Annotated in this window: 22 protein-coding genes and 1 pseudogene; 12 read left to right on the plus strand and 11 right to left on the minus strand. The window is 66.6% G+C overall.

Annotated elements, in window-relative coordinates:
- Positions 1-354: 354 nt before the first annotated feature.
- Both G6N50_RS12940 and G6N50_RS12945 read right to left on the minus strand, forming a co-directional pair.
- Positions 355-1,215: pseudogene (locus tag G6N50_RS12940) on the minus strand (tetratricopeptide repeat protein); the annotation flags it as partial.
- A gap of 74 nt (positions 1,216-1,289) precedes the next feature.
- The gene (locus tag G6N50_RS12945; RefSeq protein ID WP_083099640.1) at positions 1,290-2,168 is read right to left on the minus strand and encodes an LLM class flavin-dependent oxidoreductase; all 879 of its coding nucleotides are present in this window, start codon (positions 2,166-2,168) and stop codon (positions 1,290-1,292) included.
- Between the two features lie 57 nt (positions 2,169-2,225).
- Here G6N50_RS12945 and G6N50_RS12950 point away from each other — a divergent pair, with 57 nt between their 5' ends.
- Complete coding sequence (locus G6N50_RS12950) at positions 2,226-2,648, plus strand: VOC family protein (RefSeq protein WP_083099641.1); 423 nt, start codon at positions 2,226-2,228, stop codon at positions 2,646-2,648.
- Positions 2,649-2,694: 46 nt separating this feature from the next.
- Positions 2,695-3,084: a VOC family protein gene (locus tag G6N50_RS12955; protein WP_083099643.1), complete on the plus strand. Its 390-nt coding sequence runs from the start codon at positions 2,695-2,697 to the stop codon at positions 3,082-3,084.
- A gap of 18 nt (positions 3,085-3,102) precedes the next feature.
- Here the strand turns inward: G6N50_RS12955 and G6N50_RS12960 are convergent, their stop codons facing one another.
- The 4 genes from G6N50_RS12960 to G6N50_RS12975 form a co-directional block, all read right to left on the minus strand.
- Positions 3,103-3,588 carry an Rrf2 family transcriptional regulator gene (locus G6N50_RS12960; RefSeq protein ID WP_067833337.1) on the minus strand — a complete coding sequence of 162 codons (486 nt, stop codon included), beginning with the start codon at positions 3,586-3,588 and terminating at the stop codon, positions 3,103-3,105.
- A gap of 57 nt (positions 3,589-3,645) precedes the next feature.
- Positions 3,646-5,496 carry an adenylyl-sulfate kinase gene (gene cysC / locus G6N50_RS12965; RefSeq protein ID WP_083099644.1) on the minus strand — a complete coding sequence of 617 codons (1,851 nt, stop codon included), beginning with the start codon at positions 5,494-5,496 and terminating at the stop codon, positions 3,646-3,648.
- Positions 5,496-6,425 (minus strand): sulfate adenylyltransferase subunit CysD, encoded by a 930-nt coding sequence (cysD, locus tag G6N50_RS12970; RefSeq protein WP_083099646.1) that lies wholly within the window; start codon positions 6,423-6,425, stop codon positions 5,496-5,498. The genes cysC and cysD overlap by 1 nt, the downstream gene beginning before the upstream one ends.
- Positions 6,426-6,615: 190 nt before the next feature.
- Positions 6,616-7,107, minus strand: a complete 492-nt coding sequence (locus tag G6N50_RS12975; protein ID WP_083099648.1) for a beta-class carbonic anhydrase — start codon at positions 7,105-7,107, stop codon at positions 6,616-6,618.
- A 211-nt stretch (positions 7,108-7,318) separates the two neighbouring features.
- Between G6N50_RS12975 and G6N50_RS12980 the strand changes: the two genes are divergently transcribed.
- Genes G6N50_RS12980 through G6N50_RS12995 form a run of 4 tightly spaced genes read left to right on the plus strand, consistent with a single transcriptional unit; the run spans position 7,319 to position 12,738 of the window.
- The gene (locus G6N50_RS12980; RefSeq protein WP_083099664.1) at positions 7,319-8,296 is read left to right on the plus strand and encodes an ABC transporter permease; all 978 of its coding nucleotides are present in this window, start codon (positions 7,319-7,321) and stop codon (positions 8,294-8,296) included.
- Positions 8,293-9,219 carry an ABC transporter permease gene (locus G6N50_RS12985; RefSeq protein WP_083099649.1) on the plus strand — a complete coding sequence of 309 codons (927 nt, stop codon included), beginning with the start codon at positions 8,293-8,295 and terminating at the stop codon, positions 9,217-9,219. Before G6N50_RS12980 ends, G6N50_RS12985 begins: the two co-directional genes overlap by 4 nt.
- Positions 9,216-11,051 carry a dipeptide ABC transporter ATP-binding protein gene (locus G6N50_RS12990; RefSeq protein ID WP_083099651.1) on the plus strand — a complete coding sequence of 612 codons (1,836 nt, stop codon included), beginning with the start codon at positions 9,216-9,218 and terminating at the stop codon, positions 11,049-11,051. Before G6N50_RS12985 ends, G6N50_RS12990 begins: the two co-directional genes overlap by 4 nt.
- Before the next feature lie 52 nt (positions 11,052-11,103).
- Positions 11,104-12,738 carry an ABC transporter family substrate-binding protein gene (locus G6N50_RS12995; protein WP_083099666.1) on the plus strand — a complete coding sequence of 545 codons (1,635 nt, stop codon included), beginning with the start codon at positions 11,104-11,106 and terminating at the stop codon, positions 12,736-12,738.
- Here G6N50_RS12995 and G6N50_RS13000 read toward each other — a convergent pair.
- The 3 genes from G6N50_RS13000 to G6N50_RS13010 form a co-directional block, all read right to left on the minus strand.
- The gene (locus tag G6N50_RS13000; RefSeq protein WP_083099652.1) at positions 12,725-13,969 is read right to left on the minus strand and encodes an alpha/beta hydrolase; all 1,245 of its coding nucleotides are present in this window, start codon (positions 13,967-13,969) and stop codon (positions 12,725-12,727) included. The two genes, G6N50_RS12995 and G6N50_RS13000, sit on opposite strands and share 14 nt — an antisense overlap.
- 97 nt (positions 13,970-14,066) lie before the next feature.
- Positions 14,067-16,688 carry an AAA family ATPase gene (locus G6N50_RS13005; protein WP_083099654.1) on the minus strand — a complete coding sequence of 874 codons (2,622 nt, stop codon included), beginning with the start codon at positions 16,686-16,688 and terminating at the stop codon, positions 14,067-14,069.
- A complete protein-coding gene (locus G6N50_RS13010) occupies positions 16,685-17,836 on the minus strand; it encodes a metallophosphoesterase family protein (RefSeq protein WP_083099656.1) in 1,152 nt (383 codons plus the stop codon). The genes G6N50_RS13005 and G6N50_RS13010 overlap by 4 nt, the downstream gene beginning before the upstream one ends.
- Before the next feature lie 263 nt (positions 17,837-18,099).
- Here G6N50_RS13010 and G6N50_RS13015 point away from each other — a divergent pair, with 263 nt between their 5' ends.
- On the plus strand, positions 18,100-19,497 hold the full coding sequence (locus G6N50_RS13015; RefSeq protein WP_163650843.1) for an HNH endonuclease signature motif containing protein: 1,398 nt from the start codon (positions 18,100-18,102) through the stop codon (positions 19,495-19,497).
- Positions 19,498-19,532: 35 nt separating this feature from the next.
- A complete protein-coding gene (locus G6N50_RS13020; protein WP_083099519.1) occupies positions 19,533-20,036 on the plus strand; it encodes a SixA phosphatase family protein in 504 nt (167 codons plus the stop codon).
- Here G6N50_RS13020 and G6N50_RS13025 read toward each other — a convergent pair.
- Positions 20,033-20,605 carry a DUF3558 domain-containing protein gene (locus G6N50_RS13025; RefSeq protein WP_142275785.1) on the minus strand — a complete coding sequence of 191 codons (573 nt, stop codon included), beginning with the start codon at positions 20,603-20,605 and terminating at the stop codon, positions 20,033-20,035. The two genes, G6N50_RS13020 and G6N50_RS13025, sit on opposite strands and share 4 nt — an antisense overlap.
- A complete protein-coding gene (locus G6N50_RS13030; protein ID WP_083099524.1) occupies positions 20,602-21,159 on the minus strand; it encodes a DUF3558 domain-containing protein in 558 nt (185 codons plus the stop codon). The genes G6N50_RS13025 and G6N50_RS13030 overlap by 4 nt, the downstream gene beginning before the upstream one ends.
- 182 nt (positions 21,160-21,341) lie before the next feature.
- Between G6N50_RS13030 and G6N50_RS13035 the strand changes: the two genes are divergently transcribed.
- The 4 genes from G6N50_RS13035 (at position 21,342) to G6N50_RS13050 (ending at position 26,357) form a co-directional block, all read left to right on the plus strand.
- Positions 21,342-23,108, plus strand: a complete 1,767-nt coding sequence (locus G6N50_RS13035) for an ABC transporter ATP-binding protein (protein ID WP_083099515.1) — start codon at positions 21,342-21,344, stop codon at positions 23,106-23,108.
- Positions 23,105-25,015, plus strand: coding sequence for an ABC transporter ATP-binding protein (locus G6N50_RS13040; protein WP_083099512.1), 1,911 nt, complete (start codon positions 23,105-23,107; stop codon positions 25,013-25,015). Before G6N50_RS13035 ends, G6N50_RS13040 begins: the two co-directional genes overlap by 4 nt.
- Positions 25,016-25,154: 139 nt before the next feature.
- A complete protein-coding gene (locus G6N50_RS13045) occupies positions 25,155-25,499 on the plus strand; it encodes a DUF732 domain-containing protein (protein WP_083099510.1) in 345 nt (114 codons plus the stop codon).
- A 165-nt stretch (positions 25,500-25,664) separates the two neighbouring features.
- Positions 25,665-26,357 (plus strand): cysteine peptidase family C39 domain-containing protein, encoded by a 693-nt coding sequence (locus G6N50_RS13050; protein ID WP_083099507.1) that lies wholly within the window; start codon positions 25,665-25,667, stop codon positions 26,355-26,357.
- The last annotated feature ends 190 nt before the right edge of the window (positions 26,358-26,547 follow it).

Below are 26,547 nucleotides of genomic sequence, written 5' to 3' on the forward strand. Positions count from 1 at the left end.
CACGACCGGCAGCCCCGCCGCATCGACCTCGACCTCGTCCATGACCCGCCAGCGGTGCCTGGCCGCGCTCAGCAGCAGATTGGAGTCACGGATCAGGCAGTCAAAGGAGGTCTCGGTCGCCTCGGTGGTCCACTCCCAGGCGCCGCCGCCCACCCGCATCAAGGTCTCGCCCAGATACGCCGCCGCACCCGCGGCGAAGTGATCATCGTTCAGCAATTGAATCGGGTAGCGATAGCGCTGACACACCACCTTTTCCAGGGCCCGCAGCGAGGCCTCCGAATAGTCCAGCGGCACGGCGCCCTTCAGATAGGTATCCGCCATCATGTCGATCAACACGTTGATCCAATTCAGCCACCAGGCCAGCGACTCGTGCGCGCCGGATTCGCTCGCCGGCTCGCCGCGCCGGGCACACCATCCGGCCAGCGCCTGGCGGGCGGCCAGGGTCACCGGATGCTTTTCGCCGAGTACCCGGGCCTCCTCCTCGGCCAGCGCTTCCCACGCGGCGACCTCGTCCTTGACGCCGGCCCGCTCCGGGGCCCAGAGCGTGAACATATGCCGCGCCATCAGCAGGTGGGCGTGGTGGTCTCCCAACCGCTCGCGCAATTCGCCGATCAACGATTCGAGCTCGGCGACGGCCTCGGGCACATTACCCGCCCGGCCCCGCCAGATCGCCAGCATCAATCGCATACCCAATGTGTCGACATGATCGTCGCCAAGCACCCGGCGCCGCGCGGCGAGTACGTGTTCGCCCTCGGCCATCGCGCCGACGACATCACCTATCTCCCATCGCTTTTCGGCGACTTTCTCGCGGGCTACCAGCGTGCTTTCGTGTTCGGCACCCAGGATGCGCTGTTCGTCGGCGAAAAGCTGCGACCACTCGGCCAGCGACGACAGCGAAGGTTGCTGTCGTCCCGCCAACAGGTGGCGGGCGGTCAGGGTGCTGAGGTGATCGCGACCGAGCACCTCAACGAGGTCCGGTATCAGCCGCGCGAACTCTTCGTAGGCGGTGGCGTCATCGCCGGCTCGCAGCTGCAGCGTGGCCAGCGACACCTTGAGCTCCAAGGCCGAGGGATGACGCTCGCCCAGCGTTGCGCGGCAGAGGGTGACCAGCTCGTTCGCCTGCCGCGCCGCGCCGGCGTAATCACCGTTGTTCGCGCACTCGGTCATCAGCCCGGTCAGTTCGGCCAGCGGGGCGGGCAACTCCTGCTGCGTCATTCGCCAATGAAACCGCTACAGCGCCGGTGCGGCAATTCACCACGCTCTAGCTGTAGCGATGCCGCGCGCGGAGACTACAGCCGGGCCGCCACGTCCGCGGCTCGATGAAGCTGATCGACATCCGAGCTCGTCGGGATCAGCTGAACCTCGTCGGTGCCGATCTCCTCGAACCTGCGCAAGACGTCCAGCAGCTCGTCCTCACTGCCGGCCCAGCCCGTCATCGGCGCCATCGCGTCGGCGTATTCGGCTGGTATCCAGTTCATGTAGCGGCGCAGATGACGATGAATTTGGTCGCGAGACTCCTCGGGCGATCCGAACGCGAACCAAAACGACGTGATCAGGTGGGGCTTGGGCTTGCCGGCCCCCGCCCAGGCTTCTCGGGTGACGTCGAACAGCTCGTTCTGCTTGGCGACGTCGAGGTCCAGGGTGGTGCCGGCCAGCCCGTCGGCCCACGCGGCCGCGCTGCGAATGGTTTTCGGCCCGATGCTGCCGACGAACAGCGGCGGACCGCCGGGCTGGACCGGCGCGGGCCCGACGGGCAGCACCGAGTCGGTGGTCTTCTCCCCCGCCCAGACCCGTTTCATCACCGCGACGCGCTCTGCCATGCCGCGCATCGTCTGCGTGGCCGGGTCGGCACCCACGGCGCGGTAGTCCTCCTGCCGGCCGCCCACCCCGATGCCCACGGTCAGTCGGCCGCCGCTGAGCAGATCGCCGGTCGCCAGCCCCTTGGCGAGCATGACGGGATCGTGCAGCTGCGGCACGATAACCGTCGTCAGCAGCCGGACCCGCGTGGTCCAGGCGGCCAGCGCACCCAACAACGTCAGGTTGTCAGGGTTGTCGAAGGCGATCCGCTCGCCCCAGCACAGCGACGAGAACGGGCCCTCGTCAGTGGCGCGCGCCCAGGTCTCGAGCACCGTCGCATCCAGATCCGGCTCCATCACCGGCATGGTCATCGCAATTCGCACGACCGCGATTCTGGCATGTTTAACATGCGGCCCTTCAGTGGAACGATGGAGCAGGTGGCGTTCACGAGTAGGTCCATCGCACATGTCCGGCTGACCGTGACCGATATCGAGCGGTCGCGGCAGTTCTACGAAAGCGTGTTCGGCTGGCCGGTGCTGTTGGAGGTTCCCGAGAACGCCGACGAACCCACCCGCAACCAGTTGGGCTTCCTGTTCGGCGGCGTCATCTATGACCTGGGCGGCACACTGCTGGGACTGCGGCCCGTCGCAGCGGATCGCTTCGACGAGGATCGCGTCGGACTCGACCACATCGCGTTTCGGCTCGGAAGCAAAGACGAATTAGATTCGGCGGCAGCGCATCTCGATGAGCTCAGCATCGTTCACGAGCCGATCAAGGACATCGGGCCGTCCTACATCCTGGAGTTCCGCGACCCCGACAACATCGCCCTGGAGCTGACCGCACCGAAATAACGCGGCGTTGTCGCGCCGGGCGCACAGTGGTTGACTGGAAAGAACTATGACCATCAGTTTCAACCACACCATCGTCGCCTCACGCGACAAGCGGGAATCCGCGGAGTTCCTGGCCGAGCTGTTCGGGCTGCCCGGCCCAAAACCCTTCGGCCACTTCATGGTTGTCGAGCTCGAGCACGGCGCCAGTCTCGACTACGCGGATGCCCCCGAAGGCGCGGACATCCCGCGTCAGCACTACGCGTTCCTGGTGTCCGAGGAGGAGTTCGACACCATCTACGGCAAGATCTCCTCACGCGGCCTGCAGCACTGGGCCGATCCGGGCGCCAAGCGCCCCGGCGAGATCAACCACAACCACGGTGGGCGCGGGGTCTATTTCCCGGATCCGTCCGGCCACGCCATGGAGATCCTCACCAGCCCGTACGGCTCGGCGGGCTGAGCGAGCAGGCGCGTTCGCCTAGTCGCCGGTGCGCGCGGTGCCGTGCCGCTGGCTTTCCTGCTTGCGATAGTCATCGGCGAGTTGCGCAACGTGCTTGGGCAGTCCACCGGTGGCGACGTCGGCCAGCGTCGTCTCCTCCAGCACCGACCGCATGCTGGCCCGCAGCGCGCGCCAGACGTCGGTGAGCGCCGCCGTCGGCCCCGAGTACGGCAAGTCGCCGAGTCCGATGTCCCGGACGCTGGCCAGCGGCCCGTCGATGCAGCGGAGCACATCGGCAATGCTGATGTCTTTACCGGGACGGGCCAATTCGTAGCCACCTTCGCGACCGCGATGGCTTCGCACCAGCCGGTCGGTGCGTAGGTTGGTGAGAATGTCTACGAGAAACTGCGGCGGAATGCCCTGGGCCTGGGCCAGGTCGTCGGTCTTCACTAGCGTCCCGTCGGGCACCGTGGCGAGCTGAATCATCGCCCGCACGGCATACTCCGCCTTCGCCGACATGCGCACTTACAGGATTGTGCCACCCGACGGCACAATTTCGGTGCAGCCTGGCTGATCCGCGGCCTACCCGCGTGATTCGAGCAGGTCGATGACCCGCTGCGCCTGCTCCACGACGGTGCGGTCCGGGGTGAGCCGCAGATCGGGGCTCACCGGCGCCTGATACGGGCTGTCGATGCCGGTGAACTGGGCGATCTCCCCCGCGCGCGCCTTGGCGTACAAACCCTTCGGATCACGCTTTTCGCATTCCTCGATCGGGGTGTCACAGAACACCTCGATGAAGTCGAAGCCGGCTTCGGCGTGCACCTGACGCGCCAGTTCGCGCTGCTCGGCCAGCGGACTGATCGCCGGCACCAGCACGACGTTGCCGCAGTCGGCGAGCAGTGCCGCCACATGCGCCAGCCGGCGCAGGTTTTCGGCTCGGTCGACCATGCTGAAGCCCAGGTCAGCGTTCAGGCCGTGTCGCAGGTTGTCACCGTCGAGAACGTAAGCCAGGGCTCCTTTTTCGATCAGCTTCTGCTCGACCAGCATGGCCACCGACGACTTGCCCGAACCGGACAGACCTGTGAACCACACCGTCTTACCGCGGGGCCGGGCCTCGGCGATGGCGGATGACTTGTGCCGCACTGTGTTCGGACTTGCCGCCTGCGCGGTCCCGTCGCGCAAAACCATGCCGGCCGCCACCGTTCCGTTGGTGTGCGGGTCGATGAGGATGAACGAGCCGGTGCTGGGGTTGCGGGTGTACTCGTCGAGCAGCAGCGGCACCTGGGTGCGCAGCGAAATGCGGCCGAGTTCATTGAGATTCAACGCCGTCGCGGTCTTGTCGCGATGGAGCGTGTTGACGTCCAGTCGGTAGTCGAGCGCGGTCACCTTCGCATGCGTGGTGCGGGTCGTGTGCTTGATCACGTAGTCGCGGCCGGGTTCGAGGGCCGCGTTGTCGGCCATCCAGCACACGGTCGCGTCGAAGTCCTGCGAGATCCTGGGCTGATTGTGGGTGCGGGCGATCAAATCGCCCCGGGAGATGTCGATCTCGTCGGCCAGGGTCAGCGATACGGCCATCGGCGGGAAGGCTTCTTCCACCGGACCATTCGGCCCATCGATGGCAGTGATGCGGGTGCGCTTGCCGACCGGCAGCACCACCACTTCATCGCCGGGTCGCATAACCCCGCTGGCGACGGTACCGGCGTAGCTGCGGTGGTCTTGGTGTTCGCGGGTGTGCGGGCGGATGACGTACTGGACCGGAAACCGCACGTCGACCATGTTGCGGTCACCCGCGATGTACACCTCCTCAAGGTGCGACAACAATGCCGGACCCTCATACCAGGGCGTTTGGTCCGACTTGGTCACCACGTTGTCGCCGTGCAGCGCCGAGAGCGGGATGGTGGCGACGTCGTGCACATCCAGACGAGCGGCGAAAGCATGGAACTCGTCCCGGATCGCCTCGAATTTCTCTCTGTCCCAACCGATCAGGTCCATCTTGTTGACAGCGAGCACGATGTGCTGGATGCCCAGCAGCGACGCCAGGAAGGTGTGCCGGCGCGACTGCTCCAACAGCCCGTGCCGGGCATCGACGAGCACGATCACCAGTTGAGCGGTCGACGCTCCGGTCACCATGTTGCGGGTGTACTGGATGTGGCCAGGGGTGTCGGCGATGATGAATTTCCGCTTGGGAGTTGCGAAGTAGCGGTAGGCGACGTCGATCGTGATGCCCTGTTCGCGCTCGGCCCGCAAGCCGTCGGTCACCAGCGCCAAATCGGTGTAGTCGTGTCCACGGTCCTTGGATGTCTGTTCCACCGCGGCCCACTGGTCTTCCATCACGGCCTTGGAGTCATAGAGCAGCCGACCGATCAGGGTGGACTTGCCGTCGTCGACGGAGCCCGCGGTTGCCAGGCGCAATAGCGTTGTCGGCCCGGCCATCAGAAGTACCCCTGCCGTTTGCGATCTTCCATGCCGGCCTCCGAGATCCGGTCGTCGGCCCGAGTGGCCCCGCGCTCGGTCAGCCGGGACACCGCGGTCTCGGCGATGACCTCATCCACGGTGGCGGCCTCCGATTCCACGCATCCCGTGCACGTGACGTCCCCGACGGTGCGGAAACGCACCGTCGTCTCGAACACCGGCTCGTCGGGACTCGGCTGCATGTTGCGGTCGACCGCCAGCAGCATGCCGTCGCGACGAAACACCTTGCGCCGGTGGGCATAATAGATCGATGGCAGCGCGATGTTCTCGGCGCCGATGTAGGACCAAATGTCGAATTCGGTCCAGTTGGACAACGGAAACACCCGGATGTGCTCACCCTTGTGATGCCGGCCGTTGTAGAGGTTCCACAGCTCGGGCCGCTGGGCCTTCGGATCCCATTGACCGAACTCGTCGCGGAAGCTGAACACGCGTTCCTTGGCGCGGGCCTTCTCTTCGTCGCGGCGCGCTCCCCCGAACGCGGCGTCGAACTTGTTCTCCCGGATGGCGCGCAGCAGCGTCACGGTCTGGATCGAGTTGCGGCCCTGCTTCGGCTCGACGACGCGGCCGGCGTCGATGTCCTCCTGGACCGAGGCGACCACCAGGCGCACGCCGTGCTCGGCCACCAACTCGTCGCGGGTCGCGATCACCTCGTCGAAGTTGTGCCCGGTGTCGACGTGCATCACCGGGAAGGGCAGCCGCCCGGGGCGGAACGCCCGCAGCGCCAGGTGCAGCATGACGATGGAATCCTTGCCGCCCGAGAACAGCAGCACCGGGCGCTCGAACTCCGCGGCCACCTCGCGGATGATGTGGATCGCCTCCGCCTCCAGCGAGCGCAGATGACTCAACTCGTACTGTCCGGCGGCCGGCGCCACCTTCAGGTCACTGGTCATGGCTTCCTTCGTAAAACCTGGTAGAACTGACCATATTTGGCATCTTAGCAATCTATAAGACCAGCTGGGTCCGACGCTGTCAACCGCGGGACCTGCGACCTACAGGGTCGGTTCAGATCGCGAGCGTAAGTGGGCTGCGCAAATCCTCGCGATCTTTCGCAGTGTGATTACGCTCGCGGCCGACGATGGCTCAGAGCGTGACCTCGTCGAGCTCGCCAGTGGCCACGTCGAAGACGAATCCGCGCGCGGAGACGTGCTTGGTGACGAACGGGCTGGCCTCCAGACGGCGCAGCGACTGGCGGACGTCCTCGGCGAGGTCGCCGAAAGCCTCGGCCGCCCACGGCGGTTTCACCCCGGTCTCCTCCTGGATACTGCGCTTGAAGTCGTCGTCGGTGAACGTGAGCATCCCGCAATCGGTGTGGTGGATCAGGATGATCTCCCGCGTCCCCAGCAGGCGTTGGCTGATGGCCAACGACCGGATCACGTCGTCGGTGACGACTCCGCCGGCATTGCGGATGACGTGGGCCTCCCCCTCGTTGAGCCCGAGGATGCGGTAGACGTCCAGCCGGGCGTCCATGCACGCGACGACCGCGACGTGTTTGCCCGGCGGCATCGGCAGCGGCCCTTCGAACGTGCTCGCGTACTGGGCGTTGTTGGCCAGGTAGTCATCGGTAACGGTCACGCCAGCCTCCTTGGGAGTATCGCGGCCCCAACGTGCTCGTTTGCTGCACGGCTCGGTACCGCGGTGGATCCTAACAACCGATCACACGCGATTCACCCATGAGAATCAACCGGATCAGAAGGCGGCCGAACGCGCCGGGCGCTGCAAGGCGCGACGCTGTGCTGCGGGGTCGATAGCCTGTCCCAATGCGAGCTGGAGTGTGCGGACGGGCATGACTCGGTTTCTGGCTCGCCGGTTGCTCAACTATGTCGTGCTGCTGGCGTTGGCATCGTTTCTGACGTTTTGCCTGACGTCGGTGGCCTTCAGGCCCTTGGACAGCCTTTTGCAGCGCAGTCCGCGGCCGCCACAAGCCGTGATCGACGCCAAGGCCCACACCCTGGGCCTGGATGAACCGATACCGATCCGCTACGCGCACTGGGCGTCGCACGCCGTCCGCGGCGACTTCGGCAAGACGGTCACCGGACAGCCCGTCGGTACGACGCTCTGGCGTCGCGTCGGAGTGACCCTGCGCCTGCTGATCATCGGTTCGGTGGTGGGAACCGTCATGGGCATCGGGGCCGGGGCATGGGGCGCCATTCGCCAGTATCGACTCAGCGATCGCGTGGTCACCATGGTGGCCCTGCTGGTGCTCAGCACCCCGACATTCGTGATCGCCAGCCTGCTGATCCTTGGCGCGCTGCGGGTCAATTGGGCCCTGGGCATCCATATTTTCGACTACACCGGCGAGACCTCACCGGGTGTAACCGGCGGGAGCGGCGCGCAGCTCCTCGACCGGTTACGGCATTTGGTCCTGCCGTCGCTGACCCTGGCGCTGGCCGCAGCGGCCGGCTACAGCCGTTATCAGCGCAACGCGATGCTGGACGTCCTCGGCCAGGATTTCATTCGCACCGCGCGCGCCAAAGGACTCACCCGGCGGCGGGCGCTAATCAAACACGGGCTGCGCACCGCTCTGATCCCGCTGGCCACCCTGTTCGCCTATGGGGTGGCCGGTTTGGTGACCGGAGCGGTGTTCGTGGAGAAGATCTTCGGCTGGCACGGCATGGGCGAATGGCTGGTGCAGGGCATCGCAACTCAGGACACCAACATCATCGCGGCGATCACCTTGTTCTCCGGCGCGGTGGTGTTGCTGGCCGGTCTGCTTTCGGACGTGTTCTACGCAGCGCTTGATCCGCGGGTGCGGGTGTCATGACCTCCGAGGCGAACGTCGATGGCGCCCATGGCCTTTCGGGACACGAAGTCGCGGACTTCACCTCCCGCCGCACCCTGGTGCTACGGCGGTTTGTCCGCAACCGGTTCGCGGTGGCGTCGTTGACGTTGTTGGTGCTGTTGTTCGTCGGGTGCTACGCGCTGCCCGCGGTGCTGCCCTATTCCTACGAAGACCTCGACTTCACCGCGCTGCTGCAGCCGCCGAACGCGCGCCACTGGCTGGGCACCAACGCGCTGGGTCAAGACCTGTTGGCGCAAATCCTGCGCGGGATGCAGAAGTCGATGCTGATCGGCGTCTGTGTGGCGGTGATCTCCACCGGCATCGCCGCCACCGTCGGGTCGATCTCTGGCTATTTCGGTGGCTGGCGCGACCGCGTGCTGATGTGGGTCGTCGACCTGTTGTTGGTGGTGCCCAGTTTCATCCTCATCGCCATCGTGACGCCGCGAATCAAGAACTCGGCCAACGTCGTGATGCTGGTTCTGCTGCTGGCCGGTTTCGGCTGGATGGTCAGCTCGCGCATGGTGCGCGGTATGACCATGAGTTTGCGTGAGCGCGAATTCATCCAGGCCGCAAGGTATATGGGCGTATCCAGCCGCCGCATCATCGTCGGCCACGTGGTGCCCAACGTGGCGTCCATTCTGATCATCGACGCCGCGCTCAACGTCGCCTCGGCCATCCTGGCCGAAACCGGCTTGAGCTTCCTCGGTTTCGGTATCCAGCCACCCGACGTGTCGCTGGGGACGTTGATCGCCAACGGCACCCAGTCCGCAACCACCTTTCCGTGGGTATTTCTGTTTCCCGCGGGAGTGCTGGTGCTGATTTTGGTGTGCGCCAACCTCACCGGCGACGGCCTGCGGGACGCACTTGACCCCGGCAGCGGTTTGTCGGGGGGTGGGGACCGGTGAGCCCGCTGCTGGAGGTGACCGACCTGGCCGTCACGTTCCCGACGACGGGCGCGCCGGTGACCGCGGTACGAGGCATCAGCTACCACATCGAGCCGGGCGAAGTCGTCGCCATGGTCGGCGAATCAGGTTCGGGGAAATCGGTTTCCGCAATGGCGGCCATCGGCCTGTTGCCGCAGTACGCGCAGGTGCGCGGCTCGGTGCGGCTGCACGAGACCGAGCTGATGGGCCTGGGCGACCACGCGATGTCGCGGTTGCGCGGCAAGGCGGTCGGCATGGTGTTCCAGGATCCGATGTCGGCGCTGACTCCCGTTTACACCGTCGGCGACCAGATCGCAGAGGCGATCGAGATCCACCAGCCGCGGTTGGGCAAGAGAGCCGCTCGCCGGCGCGCGGTGGAACTACTCGAGCTGGTGGGAATCGCGCAGCCGGAGCGCCGCGCCCGTGCGTTTCCACACGAACTGTCCGGCGGCGAGCGACAACGGGTGGTCATCGCGATCGCGATCGCCAACGACCCCGACCTGTTGATCTGTGACGAGCCGACCACGGCACTGGATGTCACGGTGCAGGCGCAAGTTCTCGAGGTACTCAAGACGGCGCGCGACATCACCGGCGCCGGGGTGCTCATCATCACTCACGACCTCGGTGTGGTCGCCGAGTTCGCCGACCGCGCCCTGGTGATGTATGCCGGGCGCGTCGTCGAATCCGCCGATGTGACAAGGCTTTACCGGGATCGTCGAATGCCCTACACCGTCGGTCTGCTGGGCTCGGTCCCGCGGCTGGACGTCGCACAGGGCACCCGGCTGGTGCCGATTCCCGGTGCGCCGCCGTCGCTGGCGGGCCTGGATCCGGGATGCCCGTTCGCTCCGCGCTGCCCGCTGGCCATCGACGAATGCCGGCTCGACGAGCCGGAATTGCTTCCGGTCGGCAGCGATCACCGGGCGGCCTGCATCCGCACCGATCAGGTCGACGGGCGAAGCGCAGCCGATATCTACGGAGTGAGCACGGCAGCCCGCCAGGCAGAATCCGCTGACACGCCGGTGGTCGTTCGGGTGCGCGAGCTGACCAAGACCTTCAAGCTGACGAAGGGTGTGTTCCGCCGAAACGCCGGCGAGGTCCGCGCCGTCGACGGCGTCAGTTTCGAACTGCGGCAGGGCCGCACCCTGGGCATCGTCGGCGAGTCCGGTTCAGGCAAGTCGACCACCCTGCACGAGATCTTGGAACTCACCGCGCCGCAATCCGGTTCGATCGAAGTGCTCGGCTCCGATGTCACCACGCTGAGCGCCGCGAACAGGCGATCGATGCGGCGCGACATTCAGGTCGTGTTCCAAGACCCGGTCGCCTCACTGGACCCGCGACTGCCGGTGTTCGATCTCCTCGCGGAACCCCTGCGGGCCAACGGATTCGACAAGGATCGCACCAACGCGCGCGTCGCCGAGCTGCTCGAGATCGTGGGACTGCGCCGCGCCGACGCAGTCCGTTACCCCGCCGAGTTCTCCGGCGGGCAAAAGCAGCGCATCGGCATTGCCCGGGCGCTGGCCTTGCAGCCGAAGATCCTGGCGCTCGACGAACCGGTTTCCGCGCTCGACGTGTCCATCCAGGCCGGGATCATCAACCTGCTGCTCGACCTCCAAGAGCGGTTCGGCCTTTCCTACCTGTTTGTCTCCCATGATCTTTCGGTGGTCAAGCACCTCGCGCACCACGTCGTCGTGATGTATGCCGGCGCCATCGTGGAGCAGGGTGACAGCCGGCACGTCTTCGCCGATCCGCAACACGAATACACCCAACGGCTGCTGAACGCGGTGCCGCAACCGGATCCGGGCAGACGTGTCTAGCCGGGCGGCCAGGGTGGGCCATGGCACCCGGTTCGGGGCAGTGGTTTTCGCGATGACGCTGACACTGTCGGGCTGCTCGCCGGCCGTCAACCTGATTCCAGAAACCGGCCACAACGCGCAGATCGGCTCGACCAGCGACATCAACCCACACGATCCGGCCACCCTTCAGGACGGCGGCGACCTGCACCTCGCGCTCACCGACTTTCCGCCGAACTTCAACATCCTGCACATCGACGGCAATTCAGCCGACGTCTCCGCGATGATGAAGGCAACCCTGCCGCGGGCCTTCGTCATCGGGCCGGACGGCTCGACGACGGTAGACACCGACTACTTCACCAGCATCGAGCTCACCGGCACGGCGCCGCAGGTGGTCACGTACACGATCAACCCGAAGGCGGTGTGGTCCGACGGCACGCCGATCACCTGGGAGGACATCGCCAGCCAGATCCACGCCCTGAGCGGCGCCGACAAGACCTTCGAGATCGCCGGCCCCAGCGGCGCGGACCGCGTCGCCTCGGTGACCCGCGGTGCCGACGACCGGCAGGCCATCATGACGTTCGCCAAGCCATACGCCGAATGGCGCGGCATGTTCGCCGGCAACGGGATGCTGTTGCCCAAGAGCATGACGGCCACCCCGGAGGCCTTCAACAAGGGCCAGCTCGAGGGGCCCGGCCCGTCGGCCGGACCGTTCGTCGTCTCGTCGCTGGATCGGACCACCCAGCGGATCGTGTTGAGCCGCAACCCGAAATGGTGGGGGGCACGGCCCCGCCTGGACAGCATTACCTACCTGGTGCTCGACGATGCCGCGCGGCTACCGGCGCTGCAGAACAACACCATCGACGCCACCGGGGTCGGCAGCGTCGATCAGCTCACCATCGCGCAGCGCACCAAGGGGATCTCGATCCGGCGCGCGCCCGCACCGTCGTGGTCTCACTTCACGTTCAACGGCGCCCCCGGATCGATCCTGGCCGACAAGGCGCTGCGCGTCGCGGTGGCCAAGGGGATCGATCGGCAGACCATCGCCAGGGTCGTTCAATACGGCCTCACCAGTGACCCGGTGGCCCTGGGCAATCACATCTACGTCGCCGGACAGCAGGGCTATCAGGACAACAGCTCCGCCGTTCCCTACGACCCGGCCGCGGCCAGCCGTGAGCTTGACGCGTTGGGCTGGAAGCGAACCGGCCAGTTTCGGGAGAAGGACGGCCGGCAGCTGGTCATCCGCGATTTGTTCTACGACGCCCAGGGCAGCCGGCAGTTCGCCCAGATCGCCCAGCACAGCCTCGCCCAGATCGGTGTCAAGCTCGAACTCGTCTCCCGGTCGGGCAGCGGCTTCTTCACCAACTACATCAACGTCGGGGCCTTCGATATGGCCCAATTCGGTTGGCTCGGAGACGCGTTCCCGCTCTCGGCGCTGACCCAGATCTACAAATCCGACGGGGAAAGCAATTTCGGCAAGATCGGCAGCGAGCGGATCGACGCCGCCATCGAAGGCACCCTGGAAGAACTCGATCCGGCCAAGGCACGGGCGTTGGCCAACGATCTCGACAAGATGATCTGGGCGGAGGGGTTCAGCCTTCCGCTGACCCAGTCACCCGGGGATGTCGCGGTGCGCAGCACGCTCGCCAATTTCGGCGCGGCCGGTCTCGCCGACCTCGACTACACCGCCATCGGGTTCACGCGGAGTTGAGCCGCGTCCGTAGCCGATTCGGGATCGGCAGGGCACCCTCGGCGACGGCCGCCGCTTCGAGCGCCTTCCACAGCAAGCGCACCTCGGGACGTGGTGGCAGCGCGTCCAGCGCTGGCGCCTGTGCGGCAAGCCCGTTCAGATCGCCGCGCCGGACCGCATCGGCACTGGCGAGCGCGACGGGCTCACGAAAATCCAGCGCGCTGTGCGCCATGCTCGGCAGGCTCAACAGCACCGCATTGGGCAGCAGCGACGCGACGCGTTTGGCAACGGCCGGCGGGGTGATCAGATCGCGACCCCCGGAAACCACCGCGGTGGGCCAGTTGAAGTTCGGCATTTCGGCCGCCAGGTCGTAGGGCTCGTCTTCAAAAGTCACGCGCTGCGTGCGTGCCTTGCTTTCGGCCACCGCGGGATCCAGCGGTAGGCCGTCGGGTTCGGCCGCGTAATCCAGTTCGCGGAACGCGATGCGGCTCACCAAATCTTCCTCGTAGCGATACGGCAGGTTGCCCAGGGTGGTGAACCGGGATAGCGCCCACCACAGTAACTTTCGGCCGTCCAGGAGCAGGTCGAGTTGCCGCTCCAACAGGTCGGTCCCGCCGTAGCCGTAGATTGTCGCGACAACCTGCGTTGCCGTCGCGTTCATGACGCCGGCGTCGACAAGTTTGCGCATTTTCGGTGCCACCGAGGCGGTTTCGGAGCTTTCCCCCTTGAGTAGCAGCCGGCGAATCGCGCGGCGCACAATGACAATGTCGTGCCGGGACAGCAGCGGTGAGTCGAGCACCATGCCCCGCACCCGGCGCGGATGGCGCACCCCGACGCCGGACGCGATGTAGGTGCCGTACGAGGCGCCATAGATGACGGCCGAATCCACTTGGGCATCGTCGAGCACCGCGGCCACATCGTCGACGACCTGGTTCACGGTCATCGATTGCGGGGGCAGATCGGTGCCGGAATCGTCGTGGCGTGACATTCCGACGCCGCGGTGTTCGATCATGATGACGTCGAGCCCGGCCGCCACCGCGCGCCGCCGCAATCCCTTGTACATCTGCACCGACGCCACTCCCGGACCGCCGGGGATGATGACCAGCGGATGGGTGGACTTGCGGCCCGCGCGCACGTAAAACAGATCGAACTCTTCGGCACTGTGCGGCGAGACCGGCCGGCGCACGGGTCGTACGCCGGGCAGCTCGGCCAGCTTCTCCTGAATCCGGCTGCGCTTCGCGTTCATCGTCATTCGTGTGGGCCCACCATCATCCCATTCTGCAGGCAAGGCGCCTGTGCGGCATCGAGTCACGCCGACCAGCGGCATCGGCTGTGGTCAGCCGCTTGGGCTAAGCGCTGAGATCGATGCGGTGTGCGCCCTTGACGCTGTCGTAGCGGTCGGGGCTACAGGTCAGCACGATCACCTGACCGTGGGTTCCCACGGTGTCGAACAATTCGCCCATCTTGGTCAACCGGTCGGGGTCGGTGAAACCGAGCGCGTCGTCGACCACTACCGGGACGGCATCCTCCTTGGCGACCAGGGCCGCGCCGGCCAGCCGCGCCAGGATGCCGAGCTGCTCCTTGGCCCCGCCGGACAGCGAGTCATAGGGCACCGTGATGCCGTTCAGCGTGCGGCTACGGATGCACAAGTCGCTGTCGATGTCGACCTCGAAACTCGGGCCGAACACGGGACGGCCGAGGCGCTGCAATTCCGCGCGGTAAGGCTCGACGTAGCGCCGCCGGGTGGTGTCCCGGTGACGCGTCATGACCGAACGCAGCAGTTGCGCGGCCCGGGCGCGCCCGCCCACCTGGCTGTGCGCGCTGGCGGCGTGCTCGCGTTCTGTTTCCGCGGCGTCGAGTTTGCCTTGGCGCCCCTCCGTGCCGAATACGGACAGCTCGATGGTGATTTCACGCAACGCACGGGCGGCTTCTTCGTAGCGCTCACGCAGCGAGGCGGCTTCCTTTTCCGCGTCGGCCAATTCGGCCGCCGCCGCATCGGGTGCGGCCGCGGCCAGGGCCTCGTCGAGTTCGGTGACGCGCTGTTGCGCGGCCTGCGCCGCGCCCAGCGTCGTGTCCGCCGAGGCCTCGAGCTCCCCATCGGCGGCCGACGCGCGCTCGGCCGCCACCCGGACGGCGGCGGCGTCCAACTCGGCACGCTGAGTCTCCAAGGTATTCTGCAGAACCATTGCACGCGTGGATAGTTCGGCGAGCCTGGTGGTGGCGGTGGTGGCGGCCTGACGGCGGGCCTCGCATTCGCTCGATGCGGCGGCACGAGCCGCCTGGACCGCTGCGAGTTCGGTGCGGGCGGCGGCGATGTCGGTGAGGGAGAGTTCGGCATCGGCGGGCTGCGCGGCACGCAGCTGTGCCAATTGTGATCGCAGCTCGTCGATCTGTTCGTCGCCGCACAGGCCGGCGAGAGTTGCGGTGAGCTGATCCCGGGAACTTTGCAGCTCGCGGCGGCGCTGGTCGGCGGACCGCGCCGCGGCGAGGTCGGCCACCTCACCGGCCGCCAGTGCCTCGGCCATCTCACCTTGTGCCGCAGCGTGTTTGGCGTGGACGTCCAGCGTGGTTGCGCCCGGGGTCACCCGCGCGGCCAGGACACCGGGGACCTCCACCGCGGTAGGGCCGGCGGCGGTGATCGACCAGCGCTGCCCGGCCGGCAAGGAGACCTGTTCACCACCGACGATGAGTTGAATGTCTGCGGCAGCGGTGAATTCGATCGCGGCCGATGCCAGCGCCAACTGGTCACCGGTGCGATCCACTCCGGCCGCCGCGTCCTCGATGCGTCGCAGCATCGGCTCGGTGATGACGATCGTGCCGAGCTCGGTACCGATCCGCTGGCGATCCCGCTCGATGGCATGGATCTTGGCCAGCCGGGTAGTCAAACGGTCGGCCTCTTCGCGGTGGGCGAGCTGGTCGACCGTGCCGCGTGCGGATTCGGCCCGGCGCTGCAGCTCGGCAAGGGTCTGGGTGGCCTGCTGCAGCGCCACGTCGCACGCTTCGGCCTCGGCACACGCGGCCGCTTGGGCGGCTGCGGCCTCTTGGGCCTGGGCCTGCGTTTCGGCGACCGCGCCGGCGCGGGCGTCGATTTCGGCGAGCAGTTGCCGGCGTGCGGTGTGGGCGCCGCGCGCCGCGGCGGCGGTGGCGGCCGCGGCCTCGGCGACGAGCTGGGCTTCGCGCCGCTGCGCGGTGAGCGCCGCGATCTTGTCGGCTACTTCCCGCGCGGCGGCCACCCGGGGGGCGGCGGCGATACGCCGCTGGGAGAAGTCGGCCACCAGCTCGGTCAATACGGCATGGCGAGCTACCCGGTCGTCGACCTCGGCGACCGCCGCCGCGCACTCGGCGACCGCGGCCTCGGCGTCGGCCAGCCGGGTGATCGCGGCGGCCCATTCGCCCGTCGGGCGTCCGGTCGGGGTGAAATAGCGCCCGTATTCGGCGTCGATGCGTTCGATCAGCAATGGCTCGGTGCCACACAGCCCCCCGCTGTCGCCGGCGGCGACATCGAGCGCGCGCGAGAGCGCGTCGCAGCCGGACAAATCCACCGCGGCGGTCGACGCCGACTGCAGCACTCGTTGCGCGTGCCACAGCTCGCTGTCCACCGTCTCGGCCAGCATCGCCCGGACGCGTTCGTGGGCTTCGTCGCCGGTCAGCTGTTCGCGGCACGGACGGATCACGGTGAGCTCCGTCTCGCACTTCTTGTGAAATCGCTTGCGGTAGACGAAACGGTAAGGGCCGCAACTGATTTCGGCTGATACTTCGGAGCCGACGTCACTGTTGGTCGGCTTGACCTGCTTGACTTCCTTCTTCGTCGAGCGGTCCCGGGATTCCAGGAGCAGGTCCAGGGCCTCGATCATCGACGACTTGCCGATCTCGTTGGCGCCACACACCACCACGACGCCGTGGTCGGGGAATTCGATTTCCCGATGCGTTATCCCGCGGTAGTTCGTCAGGATCAGCCGGTGCAGCTTCACGCCGCCCCCCGGTCGGTGAGACGCAGCAGTAGCGCCAACGCCGCCTGCGCGTCGACGGCGGTGGTGGAGTCCTCTTCGCGCGCCGTCGCCACCAGCTCCTCTACCGCCGCGGCGGCGAAACCTCCGATACCAAGGTCGCTGAATTCACCGTCGGCCGGGATCACCGCCAGGTCGGTGTGCCGTTCCCACAGGCCCAGCCACGCGAACAACCGCGCGTATTTGTCCAGGCAAGCGTCCAGCGCGGCGCGGTCGGTGACCGTCAACGAACCGGTCAGCGCCAGGCGTACCACGGTGCGGTCCTTCTCGGTCATCAGGTCCAGGTTCATGTCGAGATCGGCGATGTCGCGGCTGGTGTCGACCTGTCGGTGCAGCGTGACGAACCGCCAGCTTCCGACGTGCCGGGCCGTCACGGAGACCGCGCGCTGCGGGTCGGCCTCGTCGATGTCGACGATCAGGACATGGCCGGGATCGGACTCCACGTCGTCGAAGTTGGTCACTTCCGGGGAGCCGGAGTACCACACCCGGCCGCTGCCGCCGACCTGGGTGAGTGAGTGCTTGTCCCCCAGCGCCACATAGTGCAGCGCGCCGCGGGTCAGCGCGGCGTCGACCTTGGCGAGGTGGATCAGCGAGGGCTTGTCCCGATCGGGATCCAGGACGTCGACCCCGCCGTGCGCGATGAGGATACGGGTGGCCGTGGCCGCCGGCACGTCGTCGAGGACGTCGGCGACCAGGTCGGTGGTCGGCACCTTCGACCGCCACGGCGCGGCGACAATTTCCAGCCCGGGACGCACCTGATGCACGCCGGCCCGATCGAGCACCACCACGTTATCCGGACGTTCCGCGGCGAACAGCGCGCTGGTGTACACCGACGAGGCATCCAGGGGATCGTGGTTGCCCGGCAGCAGGTACACCGGAATTCCGATGGCGCGCATGGCTTCCAGCGACTGTCCGATCACCTTCGGTGGGAGCTGATTGTGTTCGAAGACATCCCCCGACACGACGACGAATTCGGCCCCCACTTCCGCCGCCAGCGCGCCCAGACCGGCAACCGCGTCACGGCGGGCCGCTGAATAGCGTGGCTGCGCGTCACCGGCGAGGAAGTGCCGGGTCATGCCCAACTGCCAGTCGGCGGTGTGCAGGAATCGCATGCCGGCGACCCCCTTCCGAAGTGCGTGTTTACCAGGGCATCGCGAGTTTAGGTCTGCGCACCGACAAGACGCGGGACCTCGATCGGCAGGTCTCGGTCCAAGAAATCCGGCGACGTCGGCCGGCTCCCGGACGGCGCGTCGATTCGGGCGGCGCACCGGTCACAGAGTGGCCGCGGTCCCGAATTCCGAATCTTTTGCGCGAGTGTGAATCTATGGCGGTTGACGGGCCGATTTTTGTCGGTGGGCTCCGATAGCTTCGGGGTGTGAGTGTAGATCGGGAGGCCCTGTCGGCGGCGTTCGACGCTATCGACGCCGCCCTCGATGACCTCATCGGGTACGACTGCGATGCGTTGGCCACCCGCGAGCAGTTGGCGATGCTGGAGCGCTGCGAGAAGGTGCGTCGCCGGTTGCCGGCCATCGAACACCCGCTGATCAATTCCCTTGCCCGCCAGGCCCCGTCGGAGGAACTCGGCGGCACGCTGGCTCATGCGCTCACCGAATCGACGCTGATCAGCCGCGGCGAAGCCTCCCGGCGCATCAAGGAAGCGCGGGATCTGGGCCCGCGGCACGGCCTGACCGGTGAACCCGTCGCACCGCTGCTGGCCGCCACCGCGGCCGCCCAACGCGACGGCACACTAGGGGCCGGCCAAGTCGCGGTGATCCGCACGTTCTACCACCAACTGCCCGGCTGGATAGATGCGGCCACCCGCGAGCAGGCCGAGGCCAAGCTCGCCTGGGAAGGAACCCGGTATCGGCCCGAGCAACTCGCCAAGCTGGCCGACATCCTGGCCGATTGTCTCAACCCCGACGGCACCTTCACCGACGAGGACCGGGCCCGGCAGCGCGGCCTGACGCTGGGCAACCAGCAACCCGACGGCATGTCGGCGCTGCGCGGCTGGCTCACCCCCGAGGCGCGCGCCACCCTCGAGGCGGTGCTGGCCAAACTCGCCGCACCCGGCATGTGCAACCCCGATGACGAAACCCCCTGCGTGGATGGGGCTCCCAGTGAGCAGGCCATTGAACGGGATGGCCGCAGCGCCGCCCAGCGCCAGCACGACGCGCTCAACGCGGGCTTGCGCGCGTTGTTGGCTTCCGGAAAGTTGGGACAGCACAATGGCTTACCGGCCTCGATCGTCGTCACGACGACGCTGCAGGAGCTGGAAGCCGCTGCAGGTCGGGGCCTGACCGGTGACGGCACCATCCTGCCGATGAGCGACGTGATCCGGCTCGCCCGCCATGCGCATCACTACCTGGCGATCTTCGACAAAGGCAAGGCCCTGGCGCTGTATCACACCAAACGCCTGGCCTCACCGGCTCAGCGAATCGTCCTGTACGCCAAGGACCGCGGCTGCTCGGCACCCGGATGCACCGTGCCCGGCTACTACTGCGAAGTCCACCACGTCACCGACTGGGCCACGTGCCACACCAGCAACGTCGACGAACTCACCTTCGCCTGCGGCCCCCACCACCGCCTACTCAAACCCCGCGGCTGGACCACCCGCAAGAACACCAAAGGCGACACCGAATGGATCCCACCACCACACCTCGACCGAGGCCAGCCCCGCACCAACACCTTCCACCACCCCGAAAAGCTGCTCGGCGCCGGCGGCGGTGATGACCACGAGGGTGACGAGCACGAGGGTGGCGACCACGCGGCGTAGCAATTTTGCTGCCGCACTGATTAATCTGATTTCTCGTGACTGGCCAACGCACCCTGCTGTTGATGCGGCACGCGAAGTCCGATTACCCGCCCGGTGTCGCCGACCATGATCGGCCGCTGGCGCCCCGGGGCATCAAACAGGCCGGGCTCGCCGGCGACTGGCTACGTGCGCACGCGCCCGCCATCGACGGCGTGCTGTGCTCAACGGCGACGCGCACCCGGGAGACGCTGCTGAACACCCGCATCGACGCGCCGGTGCGATACAGCGAGCGCATCTATGCCACCACGCCCGGAGCGATGATCGACGAGATCAACACCGTCGACGACGGCGTCAGCACCCTGCTTGTCATCGGGCACGAGCCGACGATGTCGAGCCTTGCGCTGATGCTCGGCCGCGCCGGTGATACGAATATCACCGCAGCCGAACGCATTTCGAATAAGTTTCCGACGTCGGCGATCGCGGTGCTCACCGTGCCGTGCGCGTGGAAAGGGCTGGAACTCGGGGCGGCGACGCTGGTCGACTTCGAGGTGCCGCGCTAGGAGTTCGTCGCCAGCGTCAGCTCCATCAGCTTGATGGCCTGTCCACACGCATCGATGCCGGGCGCCTGCGGGTTGATCCACCATCCGACCACCCCGGCGGCATCGCTGGCAACACCGCACGCACCGTTCGCGTCGTCGGGCCGCATCACGATCGAATCGATGCCTGCGATCGAACGCGTCTCGATCTTGTACTTCAGGAATTCCGCGACCTTGCGCTCGTTGCTGAGGCTGCCCTGCTCGAACCAGAACCGGGTGATGTCGATCAGACCGGCCGGGTTGGCCGCCTGCCAGCGGCAGATCGCACCGACGAACGTGCTCTGGATGTCGAGCGGGTCCGCGCCCACGGTCTTGGCGAGGATGTCGCTGGTCAACACCTCACATTCCTTGAGCAGGTTCGGATACTGCTGCTGGGAGTTGTTGTTGCGGGGCACGTTGCCACCCGCCTTCACCGCGTTGCCCCCAATCGAGCGGGAACAGCCCGTCAACACCACCAGCGCGGCAATCAATATGGTCGCCACGACGCGGGCAGTCCGTCTGCTCCGCGATCCGGTGCGCATAACGGCCATCATTTCGAGTTCGCAATCGATTGGCGAGCCAGCTCTTTCGCTATGTCGCACGGTGGCGGGAAAGGCTTCTGACTGAAACTGATTGACCATTCAATAAAGTCGTCCTGGAACTGGATGCCCACCTCACACAGCGAATCACCCAGGTTGGGCTCGTTGCCGACGGCGATGAAACCGCCGTGGCCATCGATGTTGATGTCATCGACGCTGGCACGGGAGAGCTCCTCGGTCTTGCGCTCGCGTCCGATGGGGCTACCGCGATACCACGAGAAGGAGAAGTGCGGCCCGAGGATGCCACCGCCCGCGAGCCACTGGCAGCCGACGGAGTTGCGGGCTGTGTTGATCAGCCCAGTGACTTTGGTGAGTTCGGCTACGGTCTGGTCGCTGATGCCGCCGCATTGCGGGAACATCGCGCCGTGGCTGCCCTGGCCGTTCTGCGGCGTCGACGACGCCGTCGCTCCCGGCTTGTTGCCGCCGGAATCGGAGCAGCCCGCTACCGCGAGGACCAGGATCGTCAATGCTGACGCCACGAGAGCCAGCGCCCTCGTGTTACGCCGCACCGCTACCCTGCTTCCGTTCCGCCCGCTGCTGGTCCACACGATGCACTGTAGCGGCAGCCCAGCGGGTCAACCACCGACGCGCCTGAGCAGGTAATTCGGCACCCCCAACAACTGCCGTTCCGAGCTTGACCGTCCGGCGGTTGGCGGGGACGGTCGGGCGGACGGTATGCGACAGTTACCCAATGCTCCTGGCACTGCTGCGCCAGTACATCCAGCCGTACCGGCGGCTGGTGGTGGTGCTGATGGTGCTGCAGCTGATCGGCAATCTCGCATCGCTGTACCTGCCGACGGTCAACGCCGCCATCATCGACGAGGGCGTGGCCAAGGGCGACACCAGCACAATCGTTCGGCTCGGCATGGTGATGCTCGGGGTCACCGCCCTGCAGGTGTTGTGCTCGGTCGGGGCGATCTATTTCGGTTCGCGCACCGGGATGGGCTTCGGCCGTGACCTGCGCGCCGCGCTGTTCGAACACGTCACCACCTTTTCCGAGCGTGAAACCGCCGGATTCGGAGCGCCGACGCTACTGACGCGCAGCACCAACGACGTCCGGCAGATCCAGTACCTGGTCCAGATATCCGCCACCGTGCTGGTGACGGCCCCGATCATGTGCCTCGGCGGGATCTTCATGGCCATCCGCCAGGACGCCGCGCTGACGTGGCTGCTGTTGGTCAGCGTGCCGATCATGGCGGTCGCCAACTACTGGGTGATGTCGCACATGTTGCCCCTGTTCCGCCGGATGCAGGGACTCATCGACGGCATCAACCGGGTGATGCGTGATCAGCTGGCCGGCGTCCGGGTGGTCCGGGCGTTCGCACGCGAAGATTTCGAGCGCGACCGCTTCGCGCGCGCCAACACAGCGCTGTCGAATACCGCGCTGACCGCGGGCAACTGGCAAGCGTTGATGCTGCCGGTGACCACGCTGACCATCAACGTGTCCAGCGTCGCGCTGATCTGGTTCGGCGGCCTGCGCATCGACCGCGGCCAGATGCAGGTCGGCTCGTTGACCGCCTTCCTGGCCTACTTCACCCAGATCCTGATGGCGGTGTTGATGGCGACGATGACGCTGGTGGTGTTGCCCCGAGCCTCCGTGTGCGCCGAACGGATCGCCGAGGTGCTCGGCACCCGTCCCGCCGTGACCGATCCCCCGAATCCGCGATCCCCACGCGGCGCGATCACCGGGACAGTGCGTTTGGACGGCGCGACGTTCACCTATCCGGGCGCCGATCGACCAGTGCTGCAGAACATTTCGCTGAGCGCGCCGCCCGGAACCACCACCGCCATCGTCGGCAGCACCGGGTCGGGGAAGTCGACGCTGGTCTCGCTGATCTGCCGGCTCTACGACGTGACCGGCGGCGCCGTCTCGGTCGACGGCATCGACGTCCGCGATTACCAGACCGAACGGTTGTGGTCTGCGATCGGGCTGGTCCCCCAGCGCGGCTATCTGTTTTCCGGGACCGTCGCCGACAACCTGCGCTACGGCGCCGCCCCACACCAAACGGTCACCGACGAACAGATGTGGGAAGCATTACGGGTGGCCGCCGCCGACGATTTCGTGCGAGCTCACGATGACGGGCTGCACATGCGGGTGGCCCAGGGCGGTATCAACTTCTCCGGCGGGCAGCGGCAACGACTCGCCATCGCCCGGGCGGTCATCCGCCACCCGGCCATCTATTTGTTCGATGACTCGTTCGCCGCGCTTGATGCGCACACCGACGCACGCGTGCGCGCCTCGCTCCGGGAGATCTCCGAGGACGCCACCGTCATCGTTGTCACACAACGTATCTCGATCGCGTCCAAAGCCGACCAGGTGATCGTGATCGACAACGGGAATCTGGTGGGCGCGGGCACCCACGAATCGCTGCTGGCCGATTGCACCATTTACGCCGAATTCGCCGACTCGCAGTCCGTCGACGCCGTGCGATCGAGCCAGGTCGGGGGCACGTCGTGACCCCCGCACCCAGCAAGGCAGCCAACCGGCCGACCCCCGCAACCCGTTCTCGCGACTTCTGGGGTTCGGCCACCCGCCTGGTGAAACGTCTTGCGCCGCAACGACGGCCGTGCATCGCGGTGATCATGTTGGGTGTCTCCGGCACGGCGATCGGGGTGATCGTACCGCGGATCCTGGGACATGCCACCGACTTGCTGTTCAACGGTGTGATCGGGCGCCAGCTCCCCGCCGGGCTCACCAAGGCGCAGGCCGTCGCCGCCGCGCGCAGCCGGGGTGCCAACACGTTCGCCGACCTGCTGTCCGGGATGAATGTGGTGCCGGGTCACGGCGTGGATTTCGGGGCGGTCGCAAAAACGCTGACGCTGGCGCTGGCACTGTATCTCGTTTCTGCGCTGCTGATTTGGGCACAGGCGCGGCTGCTCAACGTCACCGTGCAGCGCACCATGGTGGCGCTGCGTTCCGATGTCGAGGACAAGATCCACCGGTTGCCGTTGTCCTACTTCGACGGCCGGCAGCGTGGTGAACTACTGAGCCGGGTCACCAACGACGTCGACAACATTCAATCCTCGCTGTCGATGACGATCAGCCAGCTGCTGACAGCGGTTCTGACCGTGGTGGCGGTGCTGGCGATGATGCTGTCGATCTCGCCGCTGCTGGTGGTGATCACCGTGCTGACGGTCCCGTTGTCGCTGTTGGCCACGCGGGCGATCGCACGACGTTCCCGGCGACTGTTCGTCGCCCAGTGGACCAGCATCGGACGCCTCAACGCGCACATCGAGGAGACCTACAGCGGTTTCACGGTGGTCAAGACGTTCGGCCACCAGGCCGCGTCGCGCGGGCGATTCCGCACCCTCAACGACGAGGTCTACCAGGCCAGCTTCGGCGCTCAATTCTTCTCCGGGCTGGTGGCACCCGCGACCACCTTCATCGGCAACCTCGGCTACGTCGCCGTCGCCGTGGTGGGCGGCCTGCAGGTGGCCACCGGCCGCATCACCCTGGGCAACATCCAGGCGTTCATTCAGTATGTGCGGCAGTTCAATTCACCACTGAGCCAATTGGCGGGGATGTACAACACCGTGCAATCCGGACTGGCGAGCGCCGAGCGTGTCTTCACGCTGCTCGACGAACCCGAAGAATCGCCGGATCACGCGCCCGCCCAACCCGGCCCCGCCGTCGCGACCCCGCAGCCAGGCGGGCGCGTCGAGTTCGCGCACGTGAGCTTCGCCTACCACCCGGGCACACCGGTGATCGAAGACCTGTCGATGGTGGCCGAACCGGGGAGCACGGTGGCGATTGTCGGGCCGACCGGGGCGGGCAAAACGACGCTGGTGAACCTGCTGATGCGGTTCTATGACGTCGACGCGGGCCGGATCCTGCTCGACGGGATCGACATCACCACGATGGACCGGCAGTCGCTGCGGTCGCGGATCGGCATGGTGCTGCAGGACACCTGGCTCTTCGAAGGGACGATCGCGGAGAACATCGCCTACGGACGTCCCGACGCCGGCGAAGACGAGGTGCTCGAAGCCGCCAGGGCAGCCCACGTCGATCCGTTCGTGCGGACACTGCCGGCCGGCTACCAGACCCGGATCAGCGGCGACGGCGGCAACATCAGTGCCGGCGAAAAGCAGCTCATCACCATCGCGCGCGCATTTCTTGCCCGCCCACAGTTGTTGATCCTGGACGAGGCGACCAGCTCGGTCGATACCCGCACCGAGGCTCTTATTCAGCACGCCATGTGCGAACTGCGCCGCGATCGCACGAGTTTTATCATCGCGCACCGCCTTTCGACGATCCGCGATGCCGAGCGCATCCTGGTGGTCGAGGCCGGCCGGATCGTCGAACAGGGTAACCACGCCGAGCTGCTGGCCCGGCGCGGCGCCTACTACGCGATGACCCAGGCCTGACGGCAACACGTTGCGCAGGGCCCGGCGCCACCGAAATGCCGCCACGTTGTTACCAAGAACGCATTGAGAAAGCGTGGAGGAACAAACGAGACGCTGAAATCGTCCTACTCAGACAGATCACTTGAAAGGGGTGGCAGCAATGTTCTCACTCCGCGTCACGACGATGGCTACCACCGCGATCGGCGCCGCCGCCATCGGGCTTGCCGCCGTTGGCGTGGCCGGCACCGCCGCCGCGAGCGCCGTGCAGACCGCCGATGAGGCGTTCCTCTCCCAGATGCAAAGCCTCGGCATCGCTTTCCCGTCGACTCAAGCGGCCGTGCGGGCCGGCCACCAGGTGTGCACCGAACTGGCCACCGGCGACACCCCGACCGCGGTCACCGTCCAGATCTTCCGTCACACCAACCTGACTCCTCCGCAGGCGGCCAACCTGGTGATAGCGGCGACCAACGCCTACTGCCCGCAGTTCTCCGGTCAGCCCGCCTAGGCGGCCGACGGCCCACGGTGGGGGATTTCGCTGATCGAAATCCCCCATCGGCCGTTGCAGCAGACAGCACGCCAGGGGACTCCAAGAATTCGTAGAGAACTCGAAAAGGCGGACGTTCGAAGCTCTTCTCAACGCACAAAACGCGAGACCGAGAAGGGGTTCACCGTGAAGACCGCCAACATCGCCAAGACCCTCACCTTCGCGGTGGCCACCGCCGCAGTCGCGCTCGGCCTGGCAGCCCCGGCCGGCGCTGCGGCTTCCCAACTCAGCTACGGCGACCCGACTGCCGCCGCCCAGTTTTGGCGCCAGCAGCAATACGACGACTGCGTGCTCATGTCGAGTGCCGACGTCATCGGCGAGCTCACCGGCGCGCAGCCATCGGAGCACGACATCATCGAAAAGGCGCAAGCGACGCCCAGCGTCGTGCACCCCGGCCCGATCTACACCAGGACCGTCGCCGGCAGCAACCCCGAGTCGGGCCCGGGAGCAAACACGGCGGACATCCCCGAACTGCTCGCCCAGTACAAGATCGGCGCCGTCGTCAGCGACAAGGATGACGCCGCTCAGACCGGCACCCCTTCGGGACTGGTGGCAATCGAGCGCGCACTGGGCGGGGGTCACAAGGTGATCGTCAGCCTCAACGCCGAACTCATCTGGCACCAGCCCGTCGAACAGACAGACAAAAACGGCCGCCCGGAGTCCAACCACGCCGTGGTGGTGACCGGTGTGGACACCGTGGCCGGCGTGGTTCACCTCAACGACAGCGGCACACCGGAGGGTCGCAACGAGCAAATCCCCGTCCGGCACTTCGTCGAGTCCTGGGACACCAGCAACGAATTGATGGTCGTCACCACCTGAACCGGCGCCCGCGTGCGGGTATGTCTCGACGTTGCAATTCAATTCGTGGGCGGTGTCCACTATCGCGCTGGGGACGAGCACATTTCAGCCATCCGGCATCGCCGGTAGTGCCGCAGGGGGCTGATAGTTGCGACGACATGCCGTCGGAGCTCGGCGGTTTGCCGGGATTCTCAACGAATCCGCCCGCTTG

Origin of the sequence: Mycobacterium mantenii, assembly GCF_010731775.1 — a bacterium.
Taxonomy (GTDB): Bacteria; Actinomycetota; Actinomycetes; order Mycobacteriales; family Mycobacteriaceae; genus Mycobacterium; species Mycobacterium mantenii.

Bases quoted from the DNA above. Each gene is read 5' to 3' on its own strand.
- G6N50_RS12945 (WP_083099640.1), bottom strand. From the start codon at position 2,168: ATGACCATGCCGGTGATGGAGCCGGATCTGGATGCGACGGTGCTCGAG.
- G6N50_RS12950 (WP_083099641.1), top strand. From the start codon at position 2,226: ATGGAGCAGGTGGCGTTCACGAGTAGGTCCATCGCACATGTCCGGCTG.
- G6N50_RS12955 (WP_083099643.1), top strand. From the start codon at position 2,695: ATGACCATCAGTTTCAACCACACCATCGTCGCCTCACGCGACAAGCGG.
- cysC (WP_083099644.1), bottom strand. From the start codon at position 5,496: ATGGCCGGGCCGACAACGCTATTGCGCCTGGCAACCGCGGGCTCCGTC.
- cysD (WP_083099646.1), bottom strand. From the start codon at position 6,425: ATGACCAGTGACCTGAAGGTGGCGCCGGCCGCCGGACAGTACGAGTTG.
- G6N50_RS12980 (WP_083099664.1), top strand. From the start codon at position 7,319: ATGACTCGGTTTCTGGCTCGCCGGTTGCTCAACTATGTCGTGCTGCTG.
- G6N50_RS12985 (WP_083099649.1), top strand. From the start codon at position 8,293: ATGACCTCCGAGGCGAACGTCGATGGCGCCCATGGCCTTTCGGGACAC.
- G6N50_RS12995 (WP_083099666.1), top strand. From the start codon at position 11,104: ATGACGCTGACACTGTCGGGCTGCTCGCCGGCCGTCAACCTGATTCCA.
- G6N50_RS13000 (WP_083099652.1), bottom strand. From the start codon at position 13,969: ATGACGATGAACGCGAAGCGCAGCCGGATTCAGGAGAAGCTGGCCGAG.
- G6N50_RS13010 (WP_083099656.1), bottom strand. From the start codon at position 17,836: ATGCGATTCCTGCACACCGCCGACTGGCAGTTGGGCATGACCCGGCAC.
- G6N50_RS13025 (WP_142275785.1), bottom strand. From the start codon at position 20,605: ATGATGGCCGTTATGCGCACCGGATCGCGGAGCAGACGGACTGCCCGC.
- G6N50_RS13035 (WP_083099515.1), top strand. From the start codon at position 21,342: ATGCTCCTGGCACTGCTGCGCCAGTACATCCAGCCGTACCGGCGGCTG.
- G6N50_RS13045 (WP_083099510.1), top strand. From the start codon at position 25,155: ATGTTCTCACTCCGCGTCACGACGATGGCTACCACCGCGATCGGCGCC.